Raw genomic sequence first — 25,057 nt, 5'->3', positions numbered from 1 at the left:
GTCGTCGGCCAGACGCCTGACGCCGGCCTGCCAAGCGGCAGAACAACCCGTCCATCTCGCCTTCTGCAGGTGCGATGGGGGCCTTTCGGGCATCGGGATGAGCCGTGTAAGCGCAGGTCAAAGGTTGTCGGTAGGCGTTGATACAACCGTTCCCGGAGGTGGGGCATGCGGGTCAAAGATCTGCCGAGGCGCGAACGGCCACGGGAGCGGCTGATGGAGAGCGGGGCGGCGGCGCTGGCCGATCGGGAGTTGCTGGCGGTGCTGCTCGGGTCCGGGTTCCGGGGGGCGAGCGCGATGGATCTGGCCGCGCGGGTGATCGCGCACTGCGGAGACCTGGACGCTCTGGTCCGGTCGGAGCCGCATCGGCTGCTCGCCGTGCCGGGGGTGGGGCCGGCCAAGGCGGCGCGCGTGGCGGCGGCGTTCCATCTGATCCGGCGTGCGGACGCGGAGCCGGAGCGGGCCAGGGTCACCTGCACGGCGGATCTGGCGGCGGTGGCCGCGCCCCTGCTGCGCGGGCACGCGCACGAGCGGCTGGTGGTGGTCGTGTGCGACGTCCGCGGCGCGGTGCTGCGCCGGACGGTGATGACCGAGGGCGGCACGGACCATACGACGGTCCCGGTCCGTGAGATCGTCGCAGCGGTGCTCAGGTCCGGCGGTGCGCTGTTCGGGTTGGCGCACAACCACCCGAGCGGGTCGCTGGATCCCAGCGAAGCCGACGTGGTGGCGACGCGCCGCCTCGCGGAAGCCGCCGAGACGGTGGGCCTGCGGTTCCTCGATCACCTCATCGTCACGGACTCCGCTTGGCGGCGCGTCCACGTATGAGGCGACATTCGGTTGCGTCCCCACACATTTACCACGGGAAATTCCGCGCACAACGGAGACCAGTCGCTCGCGACCCTAAACCGCATGATCCCTATGAAAGCGCGGAAGCCCAGCCGGGCCAGGGAAAGGCATGGCATCCTCATTCTCGCGGGACGGCCGTTTGGACGTCATCGGCCTTCACCCGTGCGTGGTTCCGTGTCCCCCGGAGGGCGCGGGGCCATGTTCACCGCTGCCGGGCATTCTCACTGCGGTCGAAGGCAATCCGTATCGTGGACGAGAGTGCCGGACGGGCATGTCACCCGGCAGCGAGCCAATCTGTCGGCCGATCACCAGGGTGACCGGCCGGCAGGGCTCAACCCGCGCGGTTTCTGTCCGGTGTCGCGCGGGGCTCCGGTCCCCTCCTCTGGTTCTCGGCGCCGGGTGGCAGCCCGGCGCCGAGAACCGCCACATGTAGGAGGCAGCGCGCCCGATGAAGGAGCAGCGCGCCCGCGCGCTCAACGAGGAGAGCTCGGCGTACACGCCTCGCGCCGACGGGGTTCCCCTCACCGCTCAACGAGCAGATCGATCTGTTCTTCGCCGTGGCCCTTGAGTTGGACCCGGCAGGTGCAAGGAGCTGGGATGACACCTGCCGGGAGTTCGAGGTCAGCGGGCTTCGCCGCGCAGCAGCTCTCCCCAGAGGGTGTCGATGACCGCCGCGGTGGACCACCGCGACTCCTCCACCACCAGCCGCCCGTTCAGCCTGCTGATCCGCCTGATGAACCGCAGCCCTCCCGCCTGACACAACTCGTAGACGATGGGCCGGCAGTCGCACGTGTAGTCGCGTACCCTCACTCGCTCGGTGCGCGGCACGGCGGGAAGCCAGTCGATCGAGCCGTAGCCACCCACCACCTGGTAGACGTGCTTGCCCACGCAGTCGACACGCGCCTCGCGAGATTGAGGATCCACCATGTCGGCACTATACGTCTAGTTGTCTCCTTCAGGGAGAGGGACATTTTATTTGGCCTTACTGGGTGGAGCGTTATGTCAGGCCTCGTCCGCCTTCGCCTATCTTTCTGTACGTGCTCGACTATGATGGAGACACCCATCTCTACCTGCAGATCGCGGAGATCCTCCGGCAGCGGGTCTCCGGTCTGACCTCCGGCCATCCGGTGCCGAGCGAGGCCGACATCCAGCACGAGTTCGGCGTCGCCCGTACCACCGCCCGGCGGGCCATCCACATCCTCCGCGAGGAAGGCCTCATCTACACGGTCCAGGGCGAGGGCACATTCGTCGGCGCCCCGGACGAAGCACCACGCAAGCCGCGCAAGGCACCGCTGTACCGCCAGATCGCCGGCGATCTCGTCGACCAGATCAAAGCCGGCCGGTACGCTCCCCGGCGCCCGATCCCGGCTGAGACCACGCTGCTCCAGCAGTACGAGTGCGCCCGCGAGACCGTACGCAGAGCCATGGCGCTCCTGCGCGAGCAGGGATGGATCTACACAGTCCCGCAACGGGGCAGCTACGTGTCCCCTCGGGATTCCTGGCCCGAACACTGATTCGACTGGTCGTATCGGTCCGCCTAGACTTGACGGGTGCTCGATCGTGAGGGCCCTGTCCCCCTATACGCGCAGGTGGCTGACATCATCGAGGCCCGCATCCGCAGCGGGGAGCTTCGCGACGGCGATCCGGTGCCCAGCGAGGCCGCCATGGAAACCGGCTTCGCGATTGCCAGGACCACCGCACGCCGAGTGGCCAGGGAACTGCGCGATCGCGGGCTGGCCTACACGGTGCAGGGCGAAGGCACCTTCGTCGGCCCTCCCGACGTCCCTCGGCAGCGCAGGACCGTTCCCATCTCCCGGCAGATCGCGGCGGACATCGCCGAACGCATCTGTAACGGAGAGCTCCGGCCGAACCGCTCGATCCCCAGTGAGAAGTGGCTGATGAGGCATTACGGCGTGGCGAAAGTGACGGCCCGAGCGGTTGCCGCTCACCTCCGCGAGCAGGGGTGGGTCTTCACGGTGCCCTACCGCGGGACCTACGTCTCGCCCGAGGAGCGCTGGCCCACCACGCGGAATGACAGGCAGACCACCGTGGTCGAGTCGTCCACCTCGTAGCCTTCCTCGCGCCAGTAGTCACGATGCGCCTCGCGCCAGTGGCCGATGTCCCGGAAGCCCTCGCCCTCCGCCTGGGCGAACTCCCAGGGCACCTCGGCGAACGGCATCAGCCGCACCTCGGTCACCTCCAGGGTGGCCACCTGGTCCCCGGAGTCACCGACGAGCGCGAGCCGCTCCCCCACGTGCTCCAGTTCCTCGCACTCACGCTCGTAGTCGAGCTCCAGCAGCCCGGCCGTCGCGCGTTTGGCGCCGGCCAGCACCAGGTCGGTCAGCGTGGTGCGCATCTCGCCGGGCAGGCCGAGTTCGACGACGCGCAGGCCGTTCTTCCGTCCCCACATGACCCCGCCCCACATGAACCCAGCCGCGTGAACCCAGCCGCATGAACAAGCCACAACGGACCGGTCAGAATACCGGGATGATGTCCTGCGGGTCGATGATGTCCACCGCCACACCTTCCAGGTCGAGCTCGGGGATCGCGGGGAAGGCGATGCCCCAGCGTTCGACGATGGCGCGGATCCTCGCCATGGCCACCCGCCAGTTCTCCGCCTGTTCCTCGTACGTGAGCAGGCCCAGGCCGGCGTCGCGGGCGTGGTCCATGAGCACGCGGTGGTTGGCCAGGAAGTAGGGCGGCAGCTCCCAGAAGCCCTCCGGCGGCTCCCAGAGGATCATCGACAGGAACACGAACCCGGCGCGCAGCTGGCGGGTGATGAGGCCGCGGGTCTGGTCGTCGAGCCCGGGCCACTCGTTCTCCAGGATCGTCATGCAGATCTGGAGGTGACGCGACTCGTCGCGCCCGATGCGCTTGAACATCTCGTCGAACACGGGATGCCGCGTGCCCGACGCCATGCCGCGGAACAACGTGGAGGCGGCCATCTCGCCCATCATGAAGCTGGTGAAGAGCACCGGGAGCGAGTATCGGCCGACGGCCGAGCTGTAGCCGGTCCAGTAGCGCCCGCCGTTGTGGTAGAGCCAGCCGATGTTGTTGTGGGCGGCTCTCTCCAGGTCGTCGGCCGGTTCCCAGTCGAGCGGGCCGCCGGGCCAGAGGCGGGCGATGGTGCGCTGGCAGCACTCCTCGTGGTTCATCTCGTCACGGGTGATCGAGAAGAAGCACTTCCTGACCGGGTCCTCCTCGTGCTTCTCGAACGCCTGGATGGTGGCCCGGGCGAACACGGCCGGGCCCGAGGCGTCGAAGTTGGCGAGCACGGCGAACCAGTACATGATGCCGAGCCGCTGCGCACGGGTGAAGTCGGCCGGGTCGAGGTCGTCCCACGGAAGGTCGGCAGGGTTCCAGACCAGGCGCTTGGACTTCTCGTATATCGCCGCGAGCTTCTCGGTCTCGACCCGCCATTCCATCGGGTAGATGTTGGGTTGCGGGATCTCCGGCGCCGGCCAGAAGCCGCCTTCGGGGATTGTGAGGTCCGCCATGTGTGACACCTCCTCCCCCATCCTGCGGCGCGGTGTCACGGCTTTCAAGTACGGGCGCGCTGGGTGATGGCCACGCACACGAGCACCGCCAGTGCCGCCGCCACGGTGGCCGCCCCGTACCTCTCGCCCATCAGGAACCACGCCCACACCAGCGTCAGCAGCGGCTGGGTCAGCTGCGTCTGACCGGCGCGGGCGATGCCGCCCCTGGCCAGGCCCGCGTACCAAGGGAAGAAGCCGAGGAACATGGAGATCAGCCCCACGTACGCGAAGCCCGCGAGGGCGGCGGGCGTGGGCGCGACCGGCGTGACGGCGGCCAGGACGGCGCTGACGGGAACGGTGATCGGGAGTGACAGGACCAGCGCGTACGAGATGACCTGCCAGCCGGGCGTGTGCCTGGCGAGCCGCCCGCCTTCGGTGTAGCCGACGGCCGCCGACAGCAGGGCGCCGACCAGGAGGAGGTCTGCCCAGGCGGCCGTGGTCTCGCCGCGGGTCAGGGTGAAGGCGGTGATGGCGAGCGCCCCCGCCACGCAGGCCGCCCAGAACACCGGCCGGGGCCGTTCGCCGGCCCGCAGGACGGCGCAGACGGCGGTCGCGGCGGGGAGCAGCCCGATGACGACGGCGGCGTGCGCGGTGCTCGCGCCGAGGTCCAGGGCCAGGCCGCTGAAGACGGGGAAGCCGAAGACCACGCCGAGGGAGATGAGCCCGTACGCGCGCCAGTGCGGGCGCGGCGGCAGCAGGGGCAACCGGGCGGCTTTGAGGCACACGAGCGCCACGATCCCGGCGATGGCGGCACGGCCGATCGCGACGAGCCAGGGGTCGAAGCCCTCCATGGCGTAGACGGTGGCGGGGAAGGACCCGGAGAAGGCGAGCACGCCCAGAAAGGCGAGCCAGGTGCCCCCGCCCCGGGCCGCGCGGCCCGGGATCGCTATTCCCTCGGGGACAGTAGCGCTATTCTTACCTCTCATGGAGAACGATAGCAGTATCGCGCAGATCGCCGCGATGCTGCGGGACGAGATCACCCGGCTCCGGCCGGGCGATCGGCTGCCGTCCAGCCGGGAGATCATGCGGCGGCACGCGGTGAGCCCCGTGACGGTGTCGCGGGCGCTGGGGCAGCTCGCCGCCGAGGGAAAAGTGATCACGAAACCGGGCAGCGGGGCGTTCGTGGCACCGCGGCGGGAGCCGGTACGGGACGCCGCCGACCTCTCGTGGCAGACGGTGGCGCTCGGCGACCGGGTGGTGGACGACGACCCCATGACGGCGCTGCTCGCCCGCGCCCCCGAGGGGGTGGTGCCGCTGACCGGCGGCTATCTGCCCCCGGGGCTGCGGCCCGACAAGCAGCTCGCGGCGGCGGCCACCCGGGCGATGCGCAGGCCGGGCGTCTGGGGGATGCCGCCGCTGAACGGGGTGGACGAGCTGCGCCGGTGGTTCGCGTCCCAGGCGGGGGGTGACGTGACGGCCGCGGACGCTCTGATCGTCAGCGGCGGGCAGGCGGCGCTCAGCCACGCCTTCCGCGCCCTGGCCGCGCCGGGGACCCAGGTGCTGGTGGAGACCCCGACCTACCCGGGTGCGCTGGCCGCGGCCAAGGCGGCCGGGCTGCGCGCCACGGCGGTGCCGGTGGACCGTGACGGCGTGCGGCCCGACCTGCTGGCGGAGGCGTTCGCGGTGACGGGGGCGCGGGTGTTCCTGTGCCAGCCGACGCTGCAGAACCCCACCGGCGCCACCCTCACCCTCGAACGCCGCCGCCAGGTGCTGGAGGTGGCCAGGGCGGCCGGCGCGTTCGTGATCGAGGACGACTACGCCCGGTGGCTGACCCGGCAGGCGCCGCCGTCCCTGGTCTCCATGGACACGCACGGGACCGTGGTGCACATCCACTCGCTCACCAAGATCCTCTCGCCGAGCATGCGGCTGGCGGCGATGGTCGCGCGCGGCCCGGCGGCCCACCGGCTGCGGGCCGGCCAGCTCGTGGAGTCGTTCTTCCCCGCGCGGCCGTTGCAGGAGGCGGCGCTGGAGTTCGTCGGGTCACCGGCCTGGCGGCGGCACCTGGCCTCGGTGCACGCCGAGATCGCCACCCGCCGCGACGCGCTCGCCGCGGCGCTGGCCGCCTGGATGCCGTGGGCGGAGCCGTACGTGCTGCCGATCGGGGGGATGCACCTGTGGCTGCGGCTGCCCGCGCAGACCGACGAGCGGGCGCTGGTGGAGGCGGCCAAGCGGGACGGGGTGCTGGTGAGCGCGGGCCGGATGTACTTCCCGGCGGAGCCGCCCGGCCCGCACCTCCGGGTGACGCACATCGCGGCGGCCAACGTGGCGGAGCTGGCCGAGGGCGTCCGGCGGCTCGCCGGCGCGCTGCCGCCCGCCTGACGGCCGGGCGGAATCGGCGGGATGCCGTCGAGGACATAGAAGATCACGAAGCGAGTAGAGTGTTCTCATGGTGGCGTCGGCCGAGTTGGTGCGCGATTTCGTGAACACCTACGACGTCGAGGCCGACGCCGACGACCTGGGCACCCCCTCCGAGCTCGCCCTGTGGCTGCGGGAGCGGGCGCTCGCCGGTCCGGGTGACCGGGCCGGCGACGACGATCTCGCGCTGGCGGTGGCGCTGCGGGAAGGACTCAGGGAGGCGCTGCGGCGCGGCCCTGAGCCGGTGGAGCTGCCGCTGCTGCCGTTACGGGTGACCGTGGGCCGGCGGCCGGAGCTGGCGCCGATCGGCGGCGGGGTGACGGCCGGGCTGGCCGTGATCGCGGCGGGGGTGATCGGCGGTTCCTGGGACCGGCTGAAGGTGTGCGCCGAGGAGACGTGTCAGTGGGCGTTCATCGACTCCTCCCGGAACCGTTCCCGATCATGGTGTTCCATGCGGGTCTGCGGTAACCGCACTAAAACGCGGGCATACCGGGCGAGGAAGCAGGGTTCGCGTCCTCGCCCAGGGTCAAACACCGATACGGTGTAACTCGTGCCTTGTGGCATGAACAGCAGGCGAAGGAGCGGGCCGAGATGGCAGACGTAGGCGTCCGGGCGGCCCGGCGCGAGGATGTGCTCCAGGTGGCGAATGTGCAGGTGCGCGCCTGGCGCTACGGCTACCGGGAGTTCCTGCCCGAGGGTCCACTCGAGCAGATGACAGGCCCGGCGGCCGAGAAGATGTGGTTGCGCCAGTGGGACGAGGCGATCGCCGCCCCGCCCACGTCCCGGCACCGCGTGCTGGTGGCGGTGGAGACCATCCTCGACACGGAGGGCTTCCCCGCGCTGGGTGTGGGGGGCGCCAACATGCCGATGACACCGCGCGGCGGCGAACGGGTGGTGGGCCTGGCCTCCCACTCCCCCGCCGAGGACCCGGACCTCGACCCCACCGAGGTGGCCGAGATGCTGACGCTGCTGGTCGACCCCGACTTCGTGCGGCGCGGCCACGGCAGCCGCCTGCTCAACGCCACCGTCGACTATCTTCGTGAGGACGGCTACCGGCAGATCGCCACCTGGGTGTTCGCCGACAACTACCCGGTGCTCGGTTTCCTGGAGTCGGCGGGCTGGGGCGAAGACATGGCCGAGCGGGTGCTCGACATGGGGCGCCCGATCCGCATGGTCAGGCTCACCACCGACATCAGCTAGAGGTCTCTCCCGAATGGCATCTCCTGCTCAATGGCTCGCGGGAGCCCGTCCTCGCACGCTGCCCAACGCGATCGTGCCGGTCATGGCCGGCACCGGCGTGGCGATCGGCGAGGGCGGCTTCAGCTGGTGGCGCGCGGTGCTGGCGCTGCTCGTGGCGCTGCTGCTGCAGATCGGCGTCAACTACGCCAACGACTACAGCGACGGCATCCGCGGCACCGACGACCAGCGGGTCGGGCCGATGCGGCTGGTGGGCTCGCGGGCGGCCACCCCGCGCCAGGTGCTGACGGCGGCGCTGGGCTGTTTCGCCGCCGCGGCGGTGCTCGGGCTGGTCCTGGTCGTGGTCACGCGGGCGTGGTGGGTGCTGCTGGTGGGCGCCGCCGCGATCGCCGCCGCCTGGTTCTACACCGGCGGCAGTCGCCCGTACGGCTACCGCGCGCTGGGCGAGGCGGCCGTGTTCGTGTTCTTCGGCGTGGTGCCGGTGGTCGGCACCGCGTTCGTGCAGACCGAGCAGCTGTCGTGGGCGGCGCTGGCGGCGTCGGTCCCGGTCGGGCTCCTGTCGTGCTCGATGCTGGTGGTCAACAACCTGCGCGACGTCGGCACCGACGGGGAGTCGGGCAAGCGGACGCTGGCGGTCGTGCTGGGCGCGCCGCGCACCCGTACGCTCTACGCGGCCTGTCTGGTCGTGCCGTTCGCGGTCGCGCTGGCGATGGTCCCGCTCGCGCCCGCGGCGGCGCTCGCGGTGCTCGCGGCGCCGCTGGCGATCTCACCGGTCCGTACGGTCCTCGCCGGCGCGGTGGGCCCCGCGCTGATCGGAGCCCTGCAGCAGACCGGCAAGCTGCAGATGGCGTACGGGGCGCTCCTGACGATCGGTCTGGCCGTCTCTCTCTGACCTTCGGACGTTACGCTTTCTCCATCAGGGGCAGCCCATGACAAGCACGAGTAAATACCGCAATTTGTGGGATTGACTACTCTGCCGGGCTGCCGGGGGCTAGGTTCCTCATGACTGGTCCGGAGGCTTCGCAGACCCGAGGAAAAGGCGTTGGACCCGCTGAGCACCCTCACCATGACCGCAGAGTTCGAGCAGCCGCTACGCGAGATCCTCACGGTCACGACCCGTGCCATACCCGGCGAAACGCTGACCAGCGTCGCCCTGCTCGGGGACGGCGGCCCCTACACCGTGGCGTTCTCCGAGCCCGGCGCGGTGGCCCTGGACACCCTGCAGTTCAGCATCGGCGCGGGCCCGTGCCTGGACGCGATCAAGAGCGGCGAGGCCGTCTGGTCCGACGACCTGGTGTCCGAACCGCGCTGGACCGGCCCGGCGGCGAGCTCGCCGCCCACGGCGTGCGAAGCGCGTACGCGCAGCCGCTGGCCTTCGACGGCCACGTCCAGGGCACGATCAACCTCTACTCGGAGCGGGCCGGCGGCTTCCCCGCCGAGACCCGGACGGCCGTCACCGTGACGGCAGGGCAGGCCGAGGTGCTGTTCCAGGCCGTGCTGCGGGCGGCCCGGCTGAACGAGGTCATCACCCAGCTCCGCGAGGCCCTCACCACACGGGCGATCATCGACCAGGCGCTCGGCATCGTCATGGCCCGCCGGCAGTGCACCGCCCCCGCCGCCTTCGACATCCTGCGCCGCAGCTCCCAGCGGCGCAACGTGAAGGTGCACCAGGTGGCCGCGGACATCGTGGAGGCGGTCACCGGCCAGCCTCCGCTTCCACCCCACTTCGGCGACCCGCCTGTCACCCGGAACCCCGGCACGCCCCGGCAGCCGCCCGTCTCCCGCTGATCGACCCGGTGGAGTCGTGAGGGCGCCCCTCAGCTGAGGAGAAGCCCCATGACCACCCGCGGAGCCACCTCGATGCCCAGCTCGCGCTCCCGCCGCACCAGCTCGCGCAGCTCCGGCCCCCACGACGGCTCGGGCCAGACCTTGAATCCGTGGCGCTCGTACCACGGCGCGTTCCACGGCACGTCCCTGAACGTCGTCAGCGTCACCGCCGGCGCACCGGAGGCGCGGGCGTGATCCAGCATCGCCTCGACCAGCCGCCCGCCGATGCCCTGCCGCATCCGGTCGGGATGGACGGCGAGCTGCTCCAGGTGGAGGTTGCCGTCGACCCGGGCGAGGAGCGCGAAGCCGGCCGGCGGGTCGCCCTCGACCAGCACCGAGGACGGGTCGCGCACTTCCTCGATCATCGTCGTGCCGGGCGGGAACGTGATGCCCACCTGCTCGAACAGCCCGTCGGCGGCGACCTCCACCGCGACCAGGCCGGGAAGATCGCCGGCGTCAGCCCATCGCACCATGCCGACACGGTCTCACGTGTGCCGGGGCCGGCGCCTCCGGATATTAGGGTTGATGATCGTAGGCTCGGCTGTGCGGCGCCGGGACCCTCTCCTCGACCGTGCCCGCCGACCTCGCCCGAGGTGGTGGGCACGGCCCGTTTCTCAGAGGTCGAGCAGGCGCTCCAGGCCCACGGTCAGCCCGGGAAGCTCCCCGACCCGCCGCACCCCGAGCAGCACGCCGGGGGTGAAGGCGGCGCGGTTCATCGTGTCGTGACGGATGGTGAGGGTCTCGCCGCCGCCGCCGAGCAGCACTTCCTGGTGGGCGATGAGCCCCGACAGCCGGACGGCGTGGACGCGGACGCCGTCGACGTCGGCGCCGCGCGCCCCGTCGAGCTCGGAGCTGGTGGCGTCGGGCATCGGCCCCACTCCGGCCTCGGCGCGGGCCTGGGCCACCAGCTCGGCGGTGCGCCGGGCGGTGCCCGAAGGGGCGTCGGCCTTGTTGGGGTGGTGGAGCTCGACGATCTCGACGGACTCGAAGTGGCGGGCGGCCCGCTGGGCGAAGTGCATCATGAGCACGGCCGCGATGCCGAAGTTGGGGGCGATCAGGCAGTTGGTGCCCGGTGAGCTCGCCAGCCAGCCCCGCACGGTGTCGAGCCGCTCGGCGTCGAACCCGGTGGTGCCGACCACGGGGTGGATGCCGTGCGCGATCGCCCACTCCAGGTTGTCCATCACCACGCCGGGATGGGTGAAGTCGACGACCACCTCGGCGCCTTCGAGGCCCTCGATCGGGTCGTCCTTGTCGACGGCGGCCACCAGCTCCAGATCGGACGCCGCCTCGACCGCCTTGCACACCTCGACGCCCACGCGGCCGCGGGCGCCGAGCACACCTACCTTGATCACAGGGTCAACCCTATACCCGGAGGGTCAGGTGATGGCGTGGGAGAAGTCCTTGTCACCGTACGGGCCGATCACGGCGAGCGTGAGCGGCCGGTTGAGCACGTCCGCGGCGATCTCGGAGAGCTCCCTGGCGGTTACCGCCTCGATGCGGGCCAGCACCTCGTCGACCGACAGCAGCTCGTCGTACACCAGCTCGTTCTTGCCGATGCGGGACATGCGCGAGCCGGTGTCTTCCAGGCCGAGCACGAGACCGCCGCGCATCTGGCCCTTGCCCCGGACGATCTCCTCCTCGGTCAGGCCGTCGGCCACGACCCTGGACACCTCGTCCCGGCAGATCTTGAGCACGTCGTCGATCTTGGAGGGCAGGCAGCCGACGTAGATGCCGAACTGGCCCGTGTCGGCGTAGGCGGAGGTGTAGCTGTAGACGGAGTAGGCCAGGCCGCGCTTCTCCCTGATCTCCTGGAAGAGCCGCGACGACATGCCGCCGCCGAGCGCGGCGTTGAGCACGCCGAGCGCGAACCGCCGCTCGTCGGTGCGGGCGATGCCGGTCGTGCCGAGCACCAGGTTGGCCTGTTCGGTCGGCCGGTCGAGCAGGCGCACGCCGGAGCGGGACTCCGCGCCGGGGCCGCTGGTGCGCGGCGGGGCCGAGGCGGCGGGGCCCGCGAGGACGCCCGCCCGCTCGTACGCCCGCGCCACCAGCTCCACGACCTCCTCGTGGCGGATGTTCCCCGCCACGGAGACGACGGTGCGCGGCGGCTGGTAGTAGCGGCGGTAGTACTCGGCGATCCGGTCGCGTCCGAGGGTGTTGATGGACTCGACCGTGCCGAGGATCGGCCGGCCTATCGGCGAGTCGCCGTAGAGCGCCGCGGCGAACTGCTCGTGCACCACGTCGGACGGGTCGTCGTCATGCATGGCGATCTCCTCCAGGATCACGCCACGCTCGGACTCGACGTCCTCGGGGTCCACGAGCGAGCTGGTCACCACGTCGGCGAGGACGTCCACCGCGATCGGCAGGTCCTCGTCGAGCACCCGCGCGTAGTAGCAGGTGTACTCCTTGGCGGTGAACGCGTTGATCTCGCCGCCGATGCCCTCGATGGACGCCGAGATCTCCATGGCGTCCCTCGTGGGCGTGCCCTTGAACAGCAGGTGTTCGAGGAAGTGGGTGGCCCCCATGTGCTCGGGGGCCTCGTCACGCGAGCCGATGCCGACCCACATGCCGACCGCGACACTGCGCACGGTCGGCATGGTCTCGGTCACCACGCGCAGCCCGCCGGGGAGGGTGGTGCGCTTGACCACCCCGGCCCCGTCGCGGCCGGCGTGCAGCGTGGTGGTGGTCACGCGACCTCCCTGGCCGGCCCCGTCACCTTGGCGCCGGTGCTGATTGTCACCGTCACGAGTTGCGGTCGTCGCCCTCGGAGCCGGCGCCGCGGGCGCGGACCCGGGTGCGGGTGCGGCGCGGGCGGTCGGCCTTGTCGCCGCCGTCGGACGCCGCGTCCTCGGGCTGGCCGGAGTCGCCCCTGGCCTCCTTCTCGGCGGCCTCCTTCTCGATGACCTCGACGGGCACCAGCGACAGCTTGCCCCGCTGGTCGATCTCGGCGATCTCCACCTGGACCTTCTCGCCGACGCTCATGACGTCCTCGACGTTCTCGATGCGCTTGCCGCCGTGCAGCTTGCGGATCTGGGAGACGTGCAGCAGGCCGTCCTTGCCGGGCATGAGCGAGACGAACGCGCCGAAGGCGGCGATCTTCACGACCGTGCCCAGGTAGCGCTCGCCGACCTCCGGCATGTGCGGGTTGGCGATCGCGTTGATCGCCGACCGCGCGGCCTCGGCCGACGGGCCGTCGGTGGCGCCGATGTAGATCGTGCCGTCGTCCTCGATGGTGATCTCGGCGCCGGTGTCGTCCTGGATCTGGTTGATCATCTTGCCCTTCGGGCCGATGACCTCGCCGATCTTGTCGACCGGGACCTTGATGGTGATGATGCGCGGCGCCGTCGGGTTCATCTCCGCCGGGGAGTCGATGGCCTCCTGCATCACCTCCAGGATCGCCAGCCTGGCGCCCTTGGCCTGCTTGAGCGCGCCGGCCAGGACCGAGGCGGGGATGCCGTCGAGCTTCGTGTCGAGCTGCAGGGCGGTGATGACGTCCCTGGTGCCGGCGACCTTGAAGTCCATGTCGCCCATGGCGTCCTCGGCGCCGAGGATGTCGGTCAGGGTGACGTAGGTGTCGCCCTCGCCGATGAGGCCCATCGCGATGCCCGCGACCATCTCCTTGAGCGGCACACCGGCGTCGAGCAGCGCCATCGTGGAGGCGCAGACCGAGCCCATCGAGGTCGAGCCGTTGGAGCCGAGCGCCTCGGAGACCTGGCGGATCGCGTAGGGGAACTCCTCGCGCGACGGCAGGACCGGGATCAGCGCCCGCTCGGCGAGCGCGCCGTGGCCGATCTCGCGGCGCTTGGGCGAGCCCACCCGGCCGGTCTCACCGGTGGAGTAGGGCGGGAAGTTGTAGTTGTGCATGTAGCGCTTGGTCCGCTCGGGATTGAGCGTGTCGATGACCTGCTCCATGCGCAGCATGTTGAGCGTGGTGATGCCCATGATCTGGGTCTCGCCGCGCTCGAACAGGGCCGAGCCGTGCACCCGGGGCACCACGTGGACCTCGGCCGACAGGGCGCGGATGTCCTTGGTGCCGCGGCCGTCGATGCGCGTGCCCTCCTTGATGACGCGCTCGCGCATGAGCTTCTTCATCAACGAGCGGAAGGCGGCGGAGATCTCCTTCTCGCGACCCTCGAACTCGGGCAGCAGCTTCTCCGCGGCCAGCGCCTTGACCCTGTCGAGCTCGTTCTCGCGCTCCTGCTTGGCGGCGATGGTGAGCGCGGCGGCGAGCTCGTTCTTCACCGCGGACTCCACGGCGGCCAGGACGTCGTCCTGGTAGTCGAGGAACAGCGGATACTCGGCGGTCTCCTTGGCGGCGACCTGCGCGATCCGGCCCTGCGCCTCGCACAGCACCTTGATGAACGGCTTGGCGGCCTCCAGGCCCTCGGCCACGGTCTCCTCGGTGGGCGCGACCGCGCCCTCGGCGACCAGCTTGAGCGTGTCGCGGGTGGACTCGGCCTCCACCATCATGATGGCGACGTCGCCGTCGGCGAGCACCCGCCCGGCCACGACCATGTCGAACGTGGCCCGCTCCAGCTCGAGGTGGGTCGGGAAGGCCACCCACTGACCCTCGATGAGGGCGACGCGGACGCCGCCGATCGGGCCGGAGAACGGCAGGCCGGCGAGCTGGGTCGACAGCGAGGCGGCGTTGATCGCCACCACGTCGTAGAGGTGCTCGGGGTTGAGCGCCAGGATGGTGGCGACCACCTGGATCTCGTTGCGCAGGCCCTTGACGAACGACGGGCGCAGCGGCCGGTCGATCAGCCGGCAGGTGAGGATGGCGTCCTCGGACGGACGGCCCTCACGGCGGAAGAACGAGCCGGGGATGCGGCCCGCGGCGTACATGCGCTCCTCGACGTCCACGGTGAGCGGGAAGAAGTCGAGGTTCTCCCTCGGCTGCTTGGACGCGGTGGTCGCGGACAGCACCATCGTGTCGTTGTCGAGATAGGCGACGGCACTGCCGGCCGCCTGCCGCGCGAGGCGTCCGGTCTCGAACCGGATCGTGCGTGTGCCGAACGAGCCGTTGTCGATGACGGCTTCAGCGGTGTGGACACCCTCCACGGGGGACCTCCTTGGTCAGTCGGTCTCCCGCGCCCTTTTCACCGGCACCCTCGTGCTTGACGGGAATGCGCCTCCCCACCGTCGTGTCCGGTGAAAGGCTGTGGCGGACTTCCCGTCAGTAGGTGCAGCGCCGGTCTTCGATCGAAGCGCCCGGTCTGGTTACCGGAAGCCACTACCGAGGACCGGCCCGCAGGCGTCGCGGGTCGCGTGGTGCTGAGCGGACGCGGGGGCTCTCAGTGTCTCGGATATTCAGTTGTACGTCAGGCGGGCGGCTCTCGGCCGCAGGACTCGCCGGACCCATATGAGAAGGGAGCGGCGAGTCCGCCGCTCCCTTTCCATGCTATCGGCGCAGGCCGAGCCGCTCGATCAGCGCACGGTAACGCGCGATGTCGACCTTCTGCAGGTACTTCAGCAGACGGCGACGGCGGCCCACGAGGAGCAGCAGACCCCGACGGCTGTGGTGGTCGTGCTTGTGGGTCTTGAGGTGCTCGGTCAGCTCGCTGATGCGCTTGCTCAGCAGCGCGATCTGCACCTCGGGCGACCCGGTGTCACCATCGGTCGTCGCGTACTCGGCGATGATGGACTTCTTGGCAGCGGTGTCGAGAGACACGGCTCTCCTTTGAGCTACGGGCACGCGCGGATGCGAATGTGCGAACGACCGTGCGTGCCTACAGTCGCCGCAGGAAGGCCTTAGGGCAGCGCGCGGCGCCGCCGTCACAGAGCCGACATGTAAGGTTACCACCACGGAGCGGATGCCGCGCTCAAGCTCTCTAGACGTACTGGGCCGCGTACTCTCCAGTGGGCTCGATGGGCTGGATGACGTCGATGAGCACCCCGTTGGGGTCGGCCACGATGAAGTGCCGCTGGCCGAAGTCCTCGCTGCGCAGCGGCAGCTCGGCCCTCAGCCCCGCGCCCGTGACGAGCCGCTCCCACTCGGCGTCCGCGTCGCCGACCTCGAAGTTGAGCAGCAGCCCCGCCGCCCTGTTGCGGTACGCCTCGGGCAGCGTGGGGTGCGCGTGGTCGAGCAGGGCCAGCTCGTACGCGCCGCGCCTGAGGCTGACGTACCAGTCGGCTTCGAAGGTGACCTCGAACCCGAACAACCCCACGTAGAAGTCACGCGATTCGGCCACCTTGTCGGTGCAGATCACCGGATAGAAGCTGGTGAGCTCCATGATGCCTCCATTTCACATACCAACGGTATGTCAAGGTACGCTAGTTCGCATACCGTCGGTATGTCAACTGGAGGCGCACGATGACGAGGACCCGAGCCGAACAACGCGAGGAGACCAGGCGCACGCTCGTGGCGGTGGGCAGGCGGCTCTTCGCGGGCAGGGGCTACGCCGCGGTGGGACTGGCCGAGATCGTGCGCGAGGCGGGAGTGACCAAGGGCGCGCTCTACCACCACTTCGACGGCAAGGCGGCGCTGTTCCGCGCCGTGCTGGAGGAGGTGCAGCAGGAGGTGGGGGCCAGGGTGGCGGCCGAGGCCGACGCCGAACCCGACCCGTGGGATCAGCTCAAGGCGGGGTGCGCCGCGTTCGTGCGGGCCGCCGCCCACCCGGACGTGCAGCGGATCATGCTCATCGACGGCCCCGCCGTGCTCGGCTGGAACGAGTGGCGGGCGATGGACGAGGCCGCCTCCGCCCGCCACCTGGCCGAGGCGCTGACGGCGCTCGCCGCGTCGGGCACGATCACGGCCCGGCCGGTCGCCCCGCTCACCCGCCTGCTGTCGGGGGCGATGAACGAGGCGGTGCTGTGGCTGGCCCAGTCGGAGGCCGGCCCCGGCGACCTGGACGACACGCTGGCCGCGCTGTCGGGGCTGCTGGAGGGGCTGCGGATCAGGACGTGAGGCGGCGGGCCTGGTCGACGTCGGCGTGGATCTGGTCGACGAGCTCCTCGATCGAGTCGAACCGGGTGTTGCCCCGCAGCCTGGCGGCGAAGTCGACCGCCACGTGCACCCCGTACAGCTCCAGGTCGTCGCGGTCGAGCGCGTACGCCTCGACCGTGCGCGGCACCCCCTCGAACGTCGGGTTGGTGCCGACCGAGATCGCGGCCGGCCAGCGCTCCCCCTCGTAGAGCGCGGGCAGGTTGGCCACCGGCACGCATTCCAGCCAGCCCGCGTAGACCCCGTCGGCGGGGATCGCGGTCTGCGGCGGCGACTCGACGTTGGCGGTCGGGAAGCCGAGTTGCCGCCCCCGCTGGTAGCCGCGCACCACCACGCCCTCGACCCGGTGCGGCCTGCCGAGGTCGGCGGCGGCGCCGGCGACGTCGCCCGCCACCAGCCGCTCGCGGATCAGCGTCGAGGAGACGCCCTGGACCAGCGGCACCCCCTCGGCCGTGAAGTCGTACTTCTCGCCCAGCGCGCGCAGCGTCTCGACGTCACCCGCGGCCTGGTGGCCGAACGTGAAGTCCGCCCCCACCACGACCGCCCCCGCCCGCAGCCGGTCGGCGAGCACGCCCTGCGCGAACTCCGCCGGGCTCAGCTCGGCCGTCTCCAGCGTGAAAGGCAGCACGACCACCTCGTCCACGCCCAGCTCGCGCAGCAGCTCGGACCTGCGCTTGGCGCTGACCAGGCGCAGCGGCCGGTAGCCGGGCCGCACGACCTCCTCGGGCGGCGGCTCGAAGGTCAGCGCGACCGTGCGCAGGCCACGCTCGCGGGCGACCTCGACAGCCCGCCGGACCACCTGCCGATGGCCGCGATGCACGCCGTCGAACACGCCGATCGTGACGACTGACCTCTCCGATTCACGCACACCCGGCCCCATTCGCTCATCCCAGGATCAACCCTCCAAGCCTGCCATGCGCGGGCCCGTACCTCGCAACCGAGGGCGGTACGATCCGCTGCATGCCTCGATACGCGCTGCTGATCCTGCCTGCCTTCAACCGGGTCTACGCCGACAGCGCGCCCCGCCTCACCCGCGCCGAGCTGGACGTCTTCGCCGAGCGCGGGCTGGCGGCCGGCGTGCGGGCCATCGAGGAGACCCGCATCGGCGGGCTGCCCTACGTCACGTTCGAGACGGCGGAGCCGCTCTCCGGCCCGGACGTGGCGCTGCTGTCCAACCTGTCGTCGGTCTACGCATTGTTCGGGGTGGAGGGCGAGCTGCTGCGTCCGGTGGAGCTCGACCCGCTCGACCGGCTGAGCAGCGACCTGATCACGATCCAGAAGTACGCCGGCAAGACCAACGAGCACTTCACCAAGCTGCTGCTCAACGTCACCGTGCTGGCCTCCGACTTCCCGCTCGGCGGCGCGCTCTCCGTCTTCGACCCGCTGTGCGGCCGCGGCACCACCCTCAACCAGGCGCTCATGTACGGCTACGACGCCTACGGGCTCGACCACGACGGCAAGGACTTCGAGGCCTACTCCGGCTTCCTGCGCACCTGGCTGAAGAACAAGCGGCTCAAGCACACCGCCGAGACCGTGCCGGTGCGCCGGCAGCGGGCGCTGGCCGGGCGGCGGCTGGACGTGGTGTTCGGCACCACCAAGGAGGCCTACAAGGCGGGCGACACCCAGAAGGTCACCGTGGTCAACGCCGACACCCTGCGCGCCCGGGAGTTCTTCAAGCCCGGCTCGTTCCACGCCGTCGTCACCGACGCCCCCTACGGGGTGCAGCACGGCAGCAAGGGCGGCGGCGGGCTGTCGCGCAGCCCGCTGGAGCTGCTGGAGCAGGCCACGCCGGTCTGGGCCGAGCTGCTGAGGCCCGGCGGCGCTCTGGGCGTCTCCTGGAACACCTACGGGGGCGGCCGGGACGAGCTGGCCGCCATCCTCACCGATGCCGGCCTCGACGTGGTCGCCTACCCCGACTTCGAACACTGGGTCGACCAGGCGATCGTGCGCGACATCATGGTGGCGCGCAAGCCCGCCTAGTGAGTTGGTGGTGAGTCTCGTGGTCGCCACTTGGGTTGCTTTCCGTAACTCGGTGGTGACTTCGGACCGGACTGCAGGTGTGCCCAAGGAGTGGCAGACAGCAGATTGGCACCGCTGGAGCTGACCGCGCACGAACAGACGACCTTGCAGGGCTGGGCGTCACGACGGTCGACAGCACAAGGGCCGGCGTTACGGGCGCGGATCGTGCTGGAGTGCGCGCGGGGCGGATCCAACCTCGCCGTCGCGGCGCGCCTGGGAATCGCTCGTGGCACGGTGACCAAGTGGCGGGCCCGGTTCCTGGCCGCCCGCCTGGACGGACTGAGCGATGAGCCCCGGCCCGGGGTGCCCCGCACCATCACCGACGCCCAGGTCGAGCAAGTGGTAGTGATGACGCTGGAGAACGCCCCGAAGGGCGAGACACACTGGTCCAAACGGCAACTGGCCGCACGGATCGGCATCTCGCCGAACAGCGTCGCCAGGATCTGGAAGGCCTTCGGGCTACAACCCTGGAAGACCGAAACATTCAAGATCTCGCCCGACCCGCTCCTGATCGACAAGATCCGCGATGTCGTCGGCCTCTACCTGGCTCAGCCGGCCAACGCGGTGGTGTTCAGCGTGGACGAGAAACCCCAGATCCAAGCCTTGCAGCGCAGCGCTCCCGTGCTGCCGATGATGCCCGGCGTGCCCGAGCGGCGCAGCTTCGACTACGTCCGGCACGGCACCGTCGACCTCTTCGCAGCCCTCGACATCGCCACCGGCACAGTGGTGGGCAAGGTCACCGCCCTGCACACCGCCGACGACTTCCGGGACTTCCTGGCCGACCTCGACGCCATCGTCCCCACCGGCCTGGACGTCCACGTCATCTGCGACAACCTCTCAGCTCACAAGGCACCGGCGGTGCAGCGGTGGATCGTCGCTCATCCCCGCTTCACCCTGCACTTCACTCCCACCTACTCGGCCTGGCTCAATCAGGTGGAGCGGTGGTTCGCCGAGCTTCAGCGCCGCTGCCTGGAGCGCGGGGAGTTCTGCTCGGTCGAGCAGCTCACCACCGCGCTGCAGGACTGGATCGCCGTATGGAATGACAACGCCCGGCCGTTCGTCTGGAAGAAGACCGCCGATCAGATCATCGACCGCATCTGCCACTACTGCTCACGTATTTCTGGACCAGCTCACTAGGCGGAGACGAAGACCGCCAGCGGCTTGGCCATCCGGCCCTGCTCCTCCACCAGCGCCAGCAGCTCGCCGTCGGGGCCGAACATGCCGATCGGGCCCTTGCCCAGACCGGCCGCGGGCAGCCGCCCGCCGTGCATGACCACCCTGGCCTCCTCCAGGCTCACGTCCCTGCGCGGGAACGCCGCCGCCACCGCCTCGCCGATCGGCAGGATCTCGCACTTCTCGGCGAGCTGGTCGAGAGTCCTGGCCTGGTCGAGCCCGTACGGGCCGACGCGGGTGCGGCGCAGCGCCGTCAGGTGCCCGCCGACGCCGAGCGCGCCGCCGAGGTCGCGGGCCAGCGCCCTGATGTAGGTGCCGGACGAACAGCGCACGGTGGCGTCGACGTCGACCACGTCCGGCTGCCGGCGGACCTCGGTGACCGCGAACTCGTGCACGGTCACCGGCCGGGCGGCCAGCTCGACCCCCTCGCCGGCGCGGGCCAGCTTGTAGGCCCGCTTGCCGTCGACCTTGATGGCGCTGACCTGGGGTGGGATCTGCATGATCTCACCGGTGAGCGCGGCCACGCCCGCCCGGATCGCCTCCTCGGCCACGTCCGCGGCCGAAGCGGTCGCGGTGACCTCGCCCTCGGCGTCGTCGGTGTTCGTGCCCACACCCAGCCGGATCGTGGCCTCGTACACCTTCTCGGTCAGCGCCAGGTGACCGAGCAGCCTGGTCGCCTTCTCCACGCCGACCACGAGCACGCCGGTCGCCATCGGGTCGAGCGTGCCGGCGTGCCCGACCCGGCGGGTGCCCGCCAGGCGGCGCAGCCTGGCCACCACGTCGTGGGACGTCCAACCGGCGGGTTTGTCGACGATGATCAAGCCGCTTTCGGCCATCACGCCTCTCTCAGCAGGGCCCTGAACTTCGCCATCGTGGCCTCGGGGCTGTCGTACGAGGTGAAACCGGCCGCGTTGTGGTGGCCGCCGCCGCCCAGCGCGGCGCACACGTGCGCCACGTCGATGCGGCCCTTGGAACGGGTCGACACCTGCCAGGCGCCCTGGTCGTCCTCCTTGAGCACCGCCGCCACGTCGGCCTCGTCGGTGCGCCGCACCACGTCGATGATGCCTTCGAGCTCGGTGTACGGGAGCCCGTACGCGGCCCGGTCCACCCGCGTCACATAGGTCCACACCAGGCCGTCGTCGAGCGTCACCCGGCCGAGCGCCGCGGCCAGCACCTTGAGATAGCCGAACGGGGCGCGGTCCCACAGCTCCCTGGCGATCTCGTCGGTGTGCAGGCCGGTGGCCACCAGCCGGGCCGCCATCTGGTGTGCGGCCGGGCTGGTCGAGGAGTGGCGGAACGAGCCGGTGTCGGTGACCAGCCCCGCGTACAGGCAGGTGGCGATGTCGCGGTCGAGCGAGCCGCCGAGCCGGTAGATGAGCTGCTCGGCGAGCATCGCGGTGGCCGCCGCCCGGGCGTCGATGAGGTCGACGGTGCCGAAACCCTCGTTGGACGGGTGGTGGTCGACCACGATGAGCGTGCGGGCCCGGCGGACGCTGCCCTCCAGCAGCCCCAGCCGGGCGATCGACGGCGAGTCGAAGGTGATCATGAGGTCGGGCTCGGCCGGGTAGCGGTCGGGGGGCACCAGCATGTCCTGCCCCGGCAGGAAGCGGAGCAGGCGCGGCACGGTGAAGTCGTGGTCACCGAAGGAGGCGGCCACCCGCTTGCCCATCGAGCGCAGCACGAACCCGACGGCGAGCATCGAGCCGAGCGCGTCGCCGTCCGGCGAGATGTGGCAGGCCAGCGCGACCTCGTCGGCCTCGGAGATGAGACCGACCGCCCGTTCCCAGGCGTCCTCGGACACCGTGACGGAACCGCTCCTGGCCGGACGGCCCGGTCTGTCGCGCACGTCGGGGGTCACAGCGCCGAAGGCCCGTCCTGCTCGTCCTCTTCCGGCTTGCGGTAGGGGTCGGACTCGCCGGCGTAGGAGGCGCTCTGCGCCCGCTTCGCCACCTCGGCGTCACGCGCGCGCGCCGCCGAGATCAGGTCGTCGAGCTGGCGGGCGCTGTCGGGCAGCGGGTCGTGCTTGAACGTCAGCGTCGGGGTGAAGCGCACACCTGTCTGACGGCCCACCTCGGACCTGATGACGCCCTTGGCGCTCTCCAGGGCGGCCGCGCTGTCGGCGCGCTCGGCGTCGGAGCCGAACACTGTGTAGAAGACCGTCGCCTCGCGCAGGTCGGCGGTGATCCGCGTGTCCGTCACGGTGACGAAGCCCAGACGCGGGTCCTTGATCCGGCGCTCCAGCATCTCGGCGACGATCTGCTGGATGCGGTCGGCGAGCTTGCGTGCTCGTGCTGCATCCACCATGTTCGCTCCCCCTCACGCACGACGAGCGGTCGTGCTTTCGTTCAGTCATCGTCGTTGTAGAGCCGCTGCCTGGCGGACAGGAGCTCGATCTCGGGGCGGAAGGCCACCAGCCGCTCGCAGGCGTCCATCACCTCTTTGCAGTTACCCGCGGAGGCGGAGATCACCGCGACGCCGACCTCGGCCCGCCTGTGCAGGTCGAGATGGCCGACCTCGGCCACGGCCACGGCGGGAAAGCGCCGGTGCAGCTCGGCGACCAGGGGACGCACGACGGATCGCTTCTGCTTCAGCGAGTGCACGTCGCCGAGCAGGATGTCCAGGGTCAGGGCACCCACATACATCGTTGGCAACCGCCGCTTGCACTGGTGTCGAGCGCACGCCGGGCCGGTGCGGCGGAGACCGGCCCGGACGCGCGGAAGGCGCCCGGCGGATGGCCCGCCGGGCGCCCGGCCACGGATCAGGCCCGCGGCTTCTCCCGCATCTCGAACGTCTCGATGACGTCGTCGATCCTGATGTCGTTGTAGCCGACGCCGATGCCGCACTCGAAGCCCTCACGGACCTCGGTCGCGTCATCCTTGAACCGGCGCAGCGACGAGACGGTCAGGTTGTCCGCGATGACGACGCCGTCGCGGATCAGCCTGGCCTTGCTGTTGCGGGTGATCACGCCCGAACGGACCAGCGAACCGGCGACGTTGCCGATCTTCGGCACCTTGAAGACCTCGCGGACCTCCGCCGTGCCCATCTGGACCTCTTCGAACTCGGGCTTGAGCATGCCCTTGAGCGCCGCCTCGATCTCCTCGATCGCCTGGTAGATGATCGAGTAGTAGCGGATGTCGACGCCCTCGCGCTCGGCCAGGTCGCGCGCCCGAGGCTCGGGGCGCACGTTGAAGCCGATGATGACCGCGTTGTCGTCGGCGACGGCGAGGTTGACGTCGTACTCGGTGATCGCACCGACGGCGCGGTGCAGGACACGGAGCCTGACCTCGTCGCCGACGTCGATCTTGAGCAGCGCGTCTTCCAGCGCCTCCACCGAACCGGACACGTCACCCTTGATGATGAGCTTGAGCTCGTCGACGCGGCCCTTCTCGAGGTCGCTGAACAGCTCCTCGAGGGTGAGGCGGCGGCTCGACTTCGCCATGTCGGCGCTGCGCTTGCGCGCCGCGCGCTGCTGGGCGATCTGCCGGGCCATCCGGTCGTCGGTGACCACGATGAAGTTGTCACCCGCGCTCGGCACCGCCGTCAGACCCATCACCAGGACGGGACGCGACGGGGTGGCCTCCTCCACCGGCTCGCCGGTGTCGTCGAGCATCGCCCGGACGCGGCCGTAGGCCTCGCCACAGACGATCGAGTCGCCGACGCGGAGCGTGCCGCGCTGGACCAGGACCGTCGCCACCGGGCCGCGGCCCTTGTCGAGGTAGGCCTCGATCGCGATGCCCTGAGCGTCCATCGTCGGGTTGGCGCGCAGGTCGAGCTCGGCGTCCGCGGTCAGCAGGATGGCCTCGAGGAGGTTCTCGATGCCCTGACCCTTGAGCGCGGAGATGTCGACGAACAGCGTCGAGCCGCCGTACTCCTCGGCCACCAGGCCGTACTCGGTGAGCTGGGCCCTGACCTTGCTCGGGTCGGCGCCCTCCTTGTCGACCTTGTTGACCGCGACCACGATCGGCACGTCGGCCGCCTGGGCGTGGTTGAGCGCCTCGATCGTCTGCGGCTTGACACCGTCGTCGGCCGCGACCACCAGCACCGCGATGTCCGTGGACTTCGCGCCTCGGGCACGCATGGCGGTGAACGCCTCGTGACCCGGGGTGTCGATGAAGGTGACCTTGCGCTCCTGGCCTTCGTGCTCGGTGGTGACCTGGTAGGCGCCGATGTGCTGGGTGATGCCACCCGCCTCGCGCGCCGCCGTGTTGGTCTTGCGGATGGCGTCGAGCAGCTTGGTCTTACCGTGGTCGACGTGACCCATGACGGTCACGACCGGCGGCCGCGCGGCCAGGTCGGCCTCGTCGCCCTCGTTCTCGCCGAACTCGATGTCGAAGGCCTCGAGAAGCTCGCGGTCCTCCTCCTCGGGGCTGACGACCTGGATGTTGTAGTCCAGCTCGGCGCCGAGCAGCTGCAGCGTCTCCTCGTTGACCGACTGCGTGGCCGTCACCATCTCGCCGAGGTGCAGCATGATCTGCACCAGCGAGGCGGGGTTGGCCCCGATGCGGTCGGCGAAGTCGGACAGCGAGGCGCCGCGCGGCAGCCGGATCGTCGCGCCGTTGCCGCGAGCGACCTGCACGCCGCCGATCGCCGGCGCCGACATGTTGTCGAACTCCTGGCGCCTCTGGCGCTTGGACTTGCGGCCACGGGCCGGACGGCCACCGGGACGCCCGAAGGCGCCCGCCGTGCCGCCACCGCGACCACGGCCACCACCGCCGGGACGGCCGGCGAAACCGCCGCCGCCACCGGGACCACCGGTGCCCGTGCGCTGACCGCCGCCACCCGGGCGACCGGCGAAACCGCCGCCGCCACCGGGACGACCGCCACCGCCACCCGGACGGCCACCGCCACCCGGACGGCCGCCACCGCCGCCGCCGGGACCACCGGGACGGCCACCGCCGCCACCGGGGCCGGACGGACGGCCCTGCGGCATCATCATCGGGTTGGGACGCGGGCCACCGGGACGCGGGCCACCCGCACCAGGACCGGGACGCGGGCCACCGGCGCCGGGACCCGGACGCGGACCGGCCGCACCGGGCGGGCCGGGACGCGGACCGGGCTTGGGCCTGTCGCCGCCGCGACCCTGCGGCGGGCGCGGAGCGGCGCCGTCACGCGGCGGACCGTCGCGACGGTCGCGCGGGCCCGCGCCCGCACCGTCACGGTTGCCACC

At 70.9% G+C, this 25,057-nt stretch carries 28 protein-coding genes; 12 read left to right on the top strand and 16 right to left on the bottom strand.

Annotated elements, in window-relative coordinates; translation table 11 throughout:
- The first annotated feature begins 165 nt into the window (after positions 1 to 165).
- A complete protein-coding gene (locus tag ABD999_RS25530) occupies positions 166 to 822 on the top strand; it encodes a JAB domain-containing protein (RefSeq protein ID WP_148033591.1) in 657 nt (218 codons plus the stop codon).
- A gap of 642 nt (positions 823 to 1,464) precedes the next feature.
- Here the strand turns inward: ABD999_RS25530 and ABD999_RS25525 are convergent.
- A complete protein-coding gene (locus ABD999_RS25525; protein ID WP_271278344.1) occupies positions 1,465 to 1,770 on the bottom strand; it encodes a hypothetical protein in 306 nt (101 codons plus the stop codon).
- Between the two features lie 110 nt (positions 1,771 to 1,880).
- Here ABD999_RS25525 and ABD999_RS25520 point away from each other — a divergent pair, with 110 nt between their 5' ends.
- Together ABD999_RS25520 and ABD999_RS25515 are read left to right on the top strand one after the other, a co-directional pair.
- On the top strand, positions 1,881 to 2,357 hold the full coding sequence (locus tag ABD999_RS25520; RefSeq protein WP_148033593.1) for a GntR family transcriptional regulator: 477 nt from the start codon (positions 1,881 to 1,883) through the stop codon (positions 2,355 to 2,357).
- A 36-nt stretch (positions 2,358 to 2,393) separates the two neighbouring features.
- Entirely contained in the window at positions 2,394 to 2,915 is a 522-nt protein-coding gene (locus ABD999_RS25515; RefSeq protein ID WP_148033594.1) for a GntR family transcriptional regulator, read from the top strand.
- On the opposite strand, the gene ABD999_RS25510 is transcribed toward ABD999_RS25515, so the two are convergent.
- From ABD999_RS25510 to ABD999_RS25500, 3 genes are all read right to left on the bottom strand, one after another.
- A complete protein-coding gene (locus ABD999_RS25510) occupies positions 2,837 to 3,253 on the bottom strand; it encodes an ASCH domain-containing protein (protein ID WP_271278345.1) in 417 nt (138 codons plus the stop codon). The genes ABD999_RS25515 and ABD999_RS25510 overlap by 79 nt on opposite strands.
- A gap of 64 nt (positions 3,254 to 3,317) precedes the next feature.
- On the bottom strand, positions 3,318 to 4,340 hold the full coding sequence (locus ABD999_RS25505) for a hypothetical protein (RefSeq protein ID WP_271278346.1): 1,023 nt from the start codon (positions 4,338 to 4,340) through the stop codon (positions 3,318 to 3,320).
- 44 nt (positions 4,341 to 4,384) lie between these two features.
- Positions 4,385 to 5,305, bottom strand: coding sequence for a DMT family transporter (locus ABD999_RS25500; protein WP_271278347.1), 921 nt, complete (start codon positions 5,303 to 5,305; stop codon positions 4,385 to 4,387).
- Between ABD999_RS25500 and ABD999_RS25495 the strand changes: the two genes are divergently transcribed.
- The 6 genes from ABD999_RS25495 to ABD999_RS25470 all read left to right on the top strand — a co-directional run bounded on the left by ABD999_RS25495 (position 5,304) and on the right by ABD999_RS25470 (position 9,719).
- Positions 5,304 to 6,698: an aminotransferase-like domain-containing protein gene (locus tag ABD999_RS25495; RefSeq protein WP_219544211.1), complete on the top strand. Its 1,395-nt coding sequence runs from the start codon at positions 5,304 to 5,306 to the stop codon at positions 6,696 to 6,698. The genes ABD999_RS25500 and ABD999_RS25495 overlap by 2 nt on opposite strands.
- A 67-nt stretch (positions 6,699 to 6,765) precedes the next feature.
- Positions 6,766 to 7,281, top strand: coding sequence for a CGNR zinc finger domain-containing protein (locus tag ABD999_RS25490; RefSeq protein WP_148033599.1), 516 nt, complete (start codon positions 6,766 to 6,768; stop codon positions 7,279 to 7,281).
- Between the two features lie 44 nt (positions 7,282 to 7,325).
- Entirely contained in the window at positions 7,326 to 7,934 is a 609-nt protein-coding gene (locus ABD999_RS25485) for a GNAT family N-acetyltransferase (protein ID WP_148033600.1), read from the top strand.
- 13 nt (positions 7,935 to 7,947) lie between these two features.
- Positions 7,948 to 8,823, top strand: coding sequence for a 1,4-dihydroxy-2-naphthoate polyprenyltransferase (locus ABD999_RS25480; RefSeq protein WP_271279638.1), 876 nt, complete (start codon positions 7,948 to 7,950; stop codon positions 8,821 to 8,823).
- Between the two features lie 150 nt (positions 8,824 to 8,973).
- A complete protein-coding gene (locus ABD999_RS25475) occupies positions 8,974 to 9,393 on the top strand; it encodes a GAF domain-containing protein (RefSeq protein WP_271279637.1) in 420 nt (139 codons plus the stop codon).
- Positions 9,276 to 9,719, top strand: coding sequence for an ANTAR domain-containing protein (locus tag ABD999_RS25470; protein ID WP_271279636.1), 444 nt, complete (start codon positions 9,276 to 9,278; stop codon positions 9,717 to 9,719). Before ABD999_RS25475 ends, ABD999_RS25470 begins: the two co-directional genes overlap by 118 nt.
- A 29-nt stretch (positions 9,720 to 9,748) precedes the next feature.
- Here ABD999_RS25470 and ABD999_RS25465 read toward each other — a convergent pair whose 3' ends face one another.
- The 6 genes from ABD999_RS25465 to ABD999_RS25440 all read right to left on the bottom strand — a co-directional run bounded on the left by ABD999_RS25465 (position 9,749) and on the right by ABD999_RS25440 (position 15,988).
- Positions 9,749 to 10,231 carry a GNAT family N-acetyltransferase gene (locus tag ABD999_RS25465; protein WP_271279635.1) on the bottom strand — a complete coding sequence of 161 codons (483 nt, stop codon included), beginning with the start codon at positions 10,229 to 10,231 and terminating at the stop codon, positions 9,749 to 9,751.
- A 141-nt stretch (positions 10,232 to 10,372) separates the two neighbouring features.
- Positions 10,373 to 11,110 carry a 4-hydroxy-tetrahydrodipicolinate reductase gene (gene dapB / locus ABD999_RS25460; protein WP_148033604.1) on the bottom strand — a complete coding sequence of 246 codons (738 nt, stop codon included), beginning with the start codon at positions 11,108 to 11,110 and terminating at the stop codon, positions 10,373 to 10,375.
- Between the two features lie 24 nt (positions 11,111 to 11,134).
- Positions 11,135 to 12,445: a M16 family metallopeptidase gene (locus ABD999_RS25455; RefSeq protein WP_271279634.1), complete on the bottom strand. Its 1,311-nt coding sequence runs from the start codon at positions 12,443 to 12,445 to the stop codon at positions 11,135 to 11,137.
- 52 nt (positions 12,446 to 12,497) lie between these two features.
- Positions 12,498 to 14,816 (bottom strand): polyribonucleotide nucleotidyltransferase, encoded by a 2,319-nt coding sequence (locus ABD999_RS25450; protein WP_271279633.1) that lies wholly within the window; start codon positions 14,814 to 14,816, stop codon positions 12,498 to 12,500.
- A 340-nt stretch (positions 14,817 to 15,156) separates the two neighbouring features.
- Entirely contained in the window at positions 15,157 to 15,426 is a 270-nt protein-coding gene (rpsO, locus tag ABD999_RS25445; RefSeq protein WP_148033607.1) for a 30S ribosomal protein S15, read from the bottom strand.
- Between the two features lie 160 nt (positions 15,427 to 15,586).
- Positions 15,587 to 15,988, bottom strand: a complete 402-nt coding sequence (locus tag ABD999_RS25440; protein WP_271279632.1) for a VOC family protein — start codon at positions 15,986 to 15,988, stop codon at positions 15,587 to 15,589.
- Between the two features lie 80 nt (positions 15,989 to 16,068).
- On the opposite strand from ABD999_RS25440, the gene ABD999_RS25435 reads away from it, so the two are divergent.
- Positions 16,069 to 16,662 (top strand): TetR/AcrR family transcriptional regulator, encoded by a 594-nt coding sequence (locus ABD999_RS25435; RefSeq protein WP_271279631.1) that lies wholly within the window; start codon positions 16,069 to 16,071, stop codon positions 16,660 to 16,662.
- Here ABD999_RS25435 and ABD999_RS25430 read toward each other — a convergent pair.
- A complete protein-coding gene (locus ABD999_RS25430) occupies positions 16,652 to 17,578 on the bottom strand; it encodes a bifunctional riboflavin kinase/FAD synthetase (RefSeq protein ID WP_219544218.1) in 927 nt (308 codons plus the stop codon). The two genes, ABD999_RS25435 and ABD999_RS25430, sit on opposite strands and share 11 nt — an antisense overlap.
- Before the next feature lie 80 nt (positions 17,579 to 17,658).
- Between ABD999_RS25430 and ABD999_RS25425 the strand changes: the two genes are divergently transcribed.
- Both ABD999_RS25425 and ABD999_RS25420 read left to right on the top strand, forming a co-directional pair.
- A complete protein-coding gene (locus tag ABD999_RS25425; protein ID WP_271279630.1) occupies positions 17,659 to 18,678 on the top strand; it encodes a TRM11 family SAM-dependent methyltransferase in 1,020 nt (339 codons plus the stop codon).
- Between the two features lie 90 nt (positions 18,679 to 18,768).
- Positions 18,769 to 19,854 (top strand): IS630 family transposase, encoded by a 1,086-nt coding sequence (locus ABD999_RS25420; protein WP_271279629.1) that lies wholly within the window; start codon positions 18,769 to 18,771, stop codon positions 19,852 to 19,854.
- Here the strand turns inward: ABD999_RS25420 and truB are convergent.
- The 5 genes from truB to infB form a co-directional block, all read right to left on the bottom strand.
- Positions 19,851 to 20,726, bottom strand: a complete 876-nt coding sequence (truB, locus tag ABD999_RS25415) for a tRNA pseudouridine(55) synthase TruB (RefSeq protein WP_271279628.1) — start codon at positions 20,724 to 20,726, stop codon at positions 19,851 to 19,853. The two genes, ABD999_RS25420 and truB, sit on opposite strands and share 4 nt — an antisense overlap.
- Positions 20,726 to 21,736, bottom strand: coding sequence for a DHH family phosphoesterase (locus ABD999_RS25410; protein WP_261808766.1), 1,011 nt, complete (start codon positions 21,734 to 21,736; stop codon positions 20,726 to 20,728). The genes truB and ABD999_RS25410 overlap by 1 nt, the downstream gene beginning before the upstream one ends.
- 8 nt (positions 21,737 to 21,744) lie before the next feature.
- On the bottom strand, positions 21,745 to 22,194 hold the full coding sequence (gene rbfA / locus ABD999_RS25405) for a 30S ribosome-binding factor RbfA (protein WP_148033614.1): 450 nt from the start codon (positions 22,192 to 22,194) through the stop codon (positions 21,745 to 21,747).
- Positions 22,195 to 22,235: 41 nt separating this feature from the next.
- Positions 22,236 to 22,532 carry a DUF503 domain-containing protein gene (locus tag ABD999_RS25400; RefSeq protein WP_148033615.1) on the bottom strand — a complete coding sequence of 99 codons (297 nt, stop codon included), beginning with the start codon at positions 22,530 to 22,532 and terminating at the stop codon, positions 22,236 to 22,238.
- Between the two features lie 116 nt (positions 22,533 to 22,648).
- Positions 22,649 to 25,057: translation initiation factor IF-2 (gene infB, locus ABD999_RS25395; RefSeq protein ID WP_345482911.1), on the bottom strand; the 2,409-nt coding region annotated here is incomplete at its 5' end.

It is taken from the genome of Nonomuraea ferruginea, from assembly GCF_039540635.1.
Lineage (GTDB): Bacteria > Actinomycetota > Actinomycetes > Streptosporangiales > Streptosporangiaceae > Nonomuraea > Nonomuraea ferruginea.
Note: the sequence above shows the minus strand (reverse complement) of the source record. Positions and strands in the feature narration are given on the sequence as shown.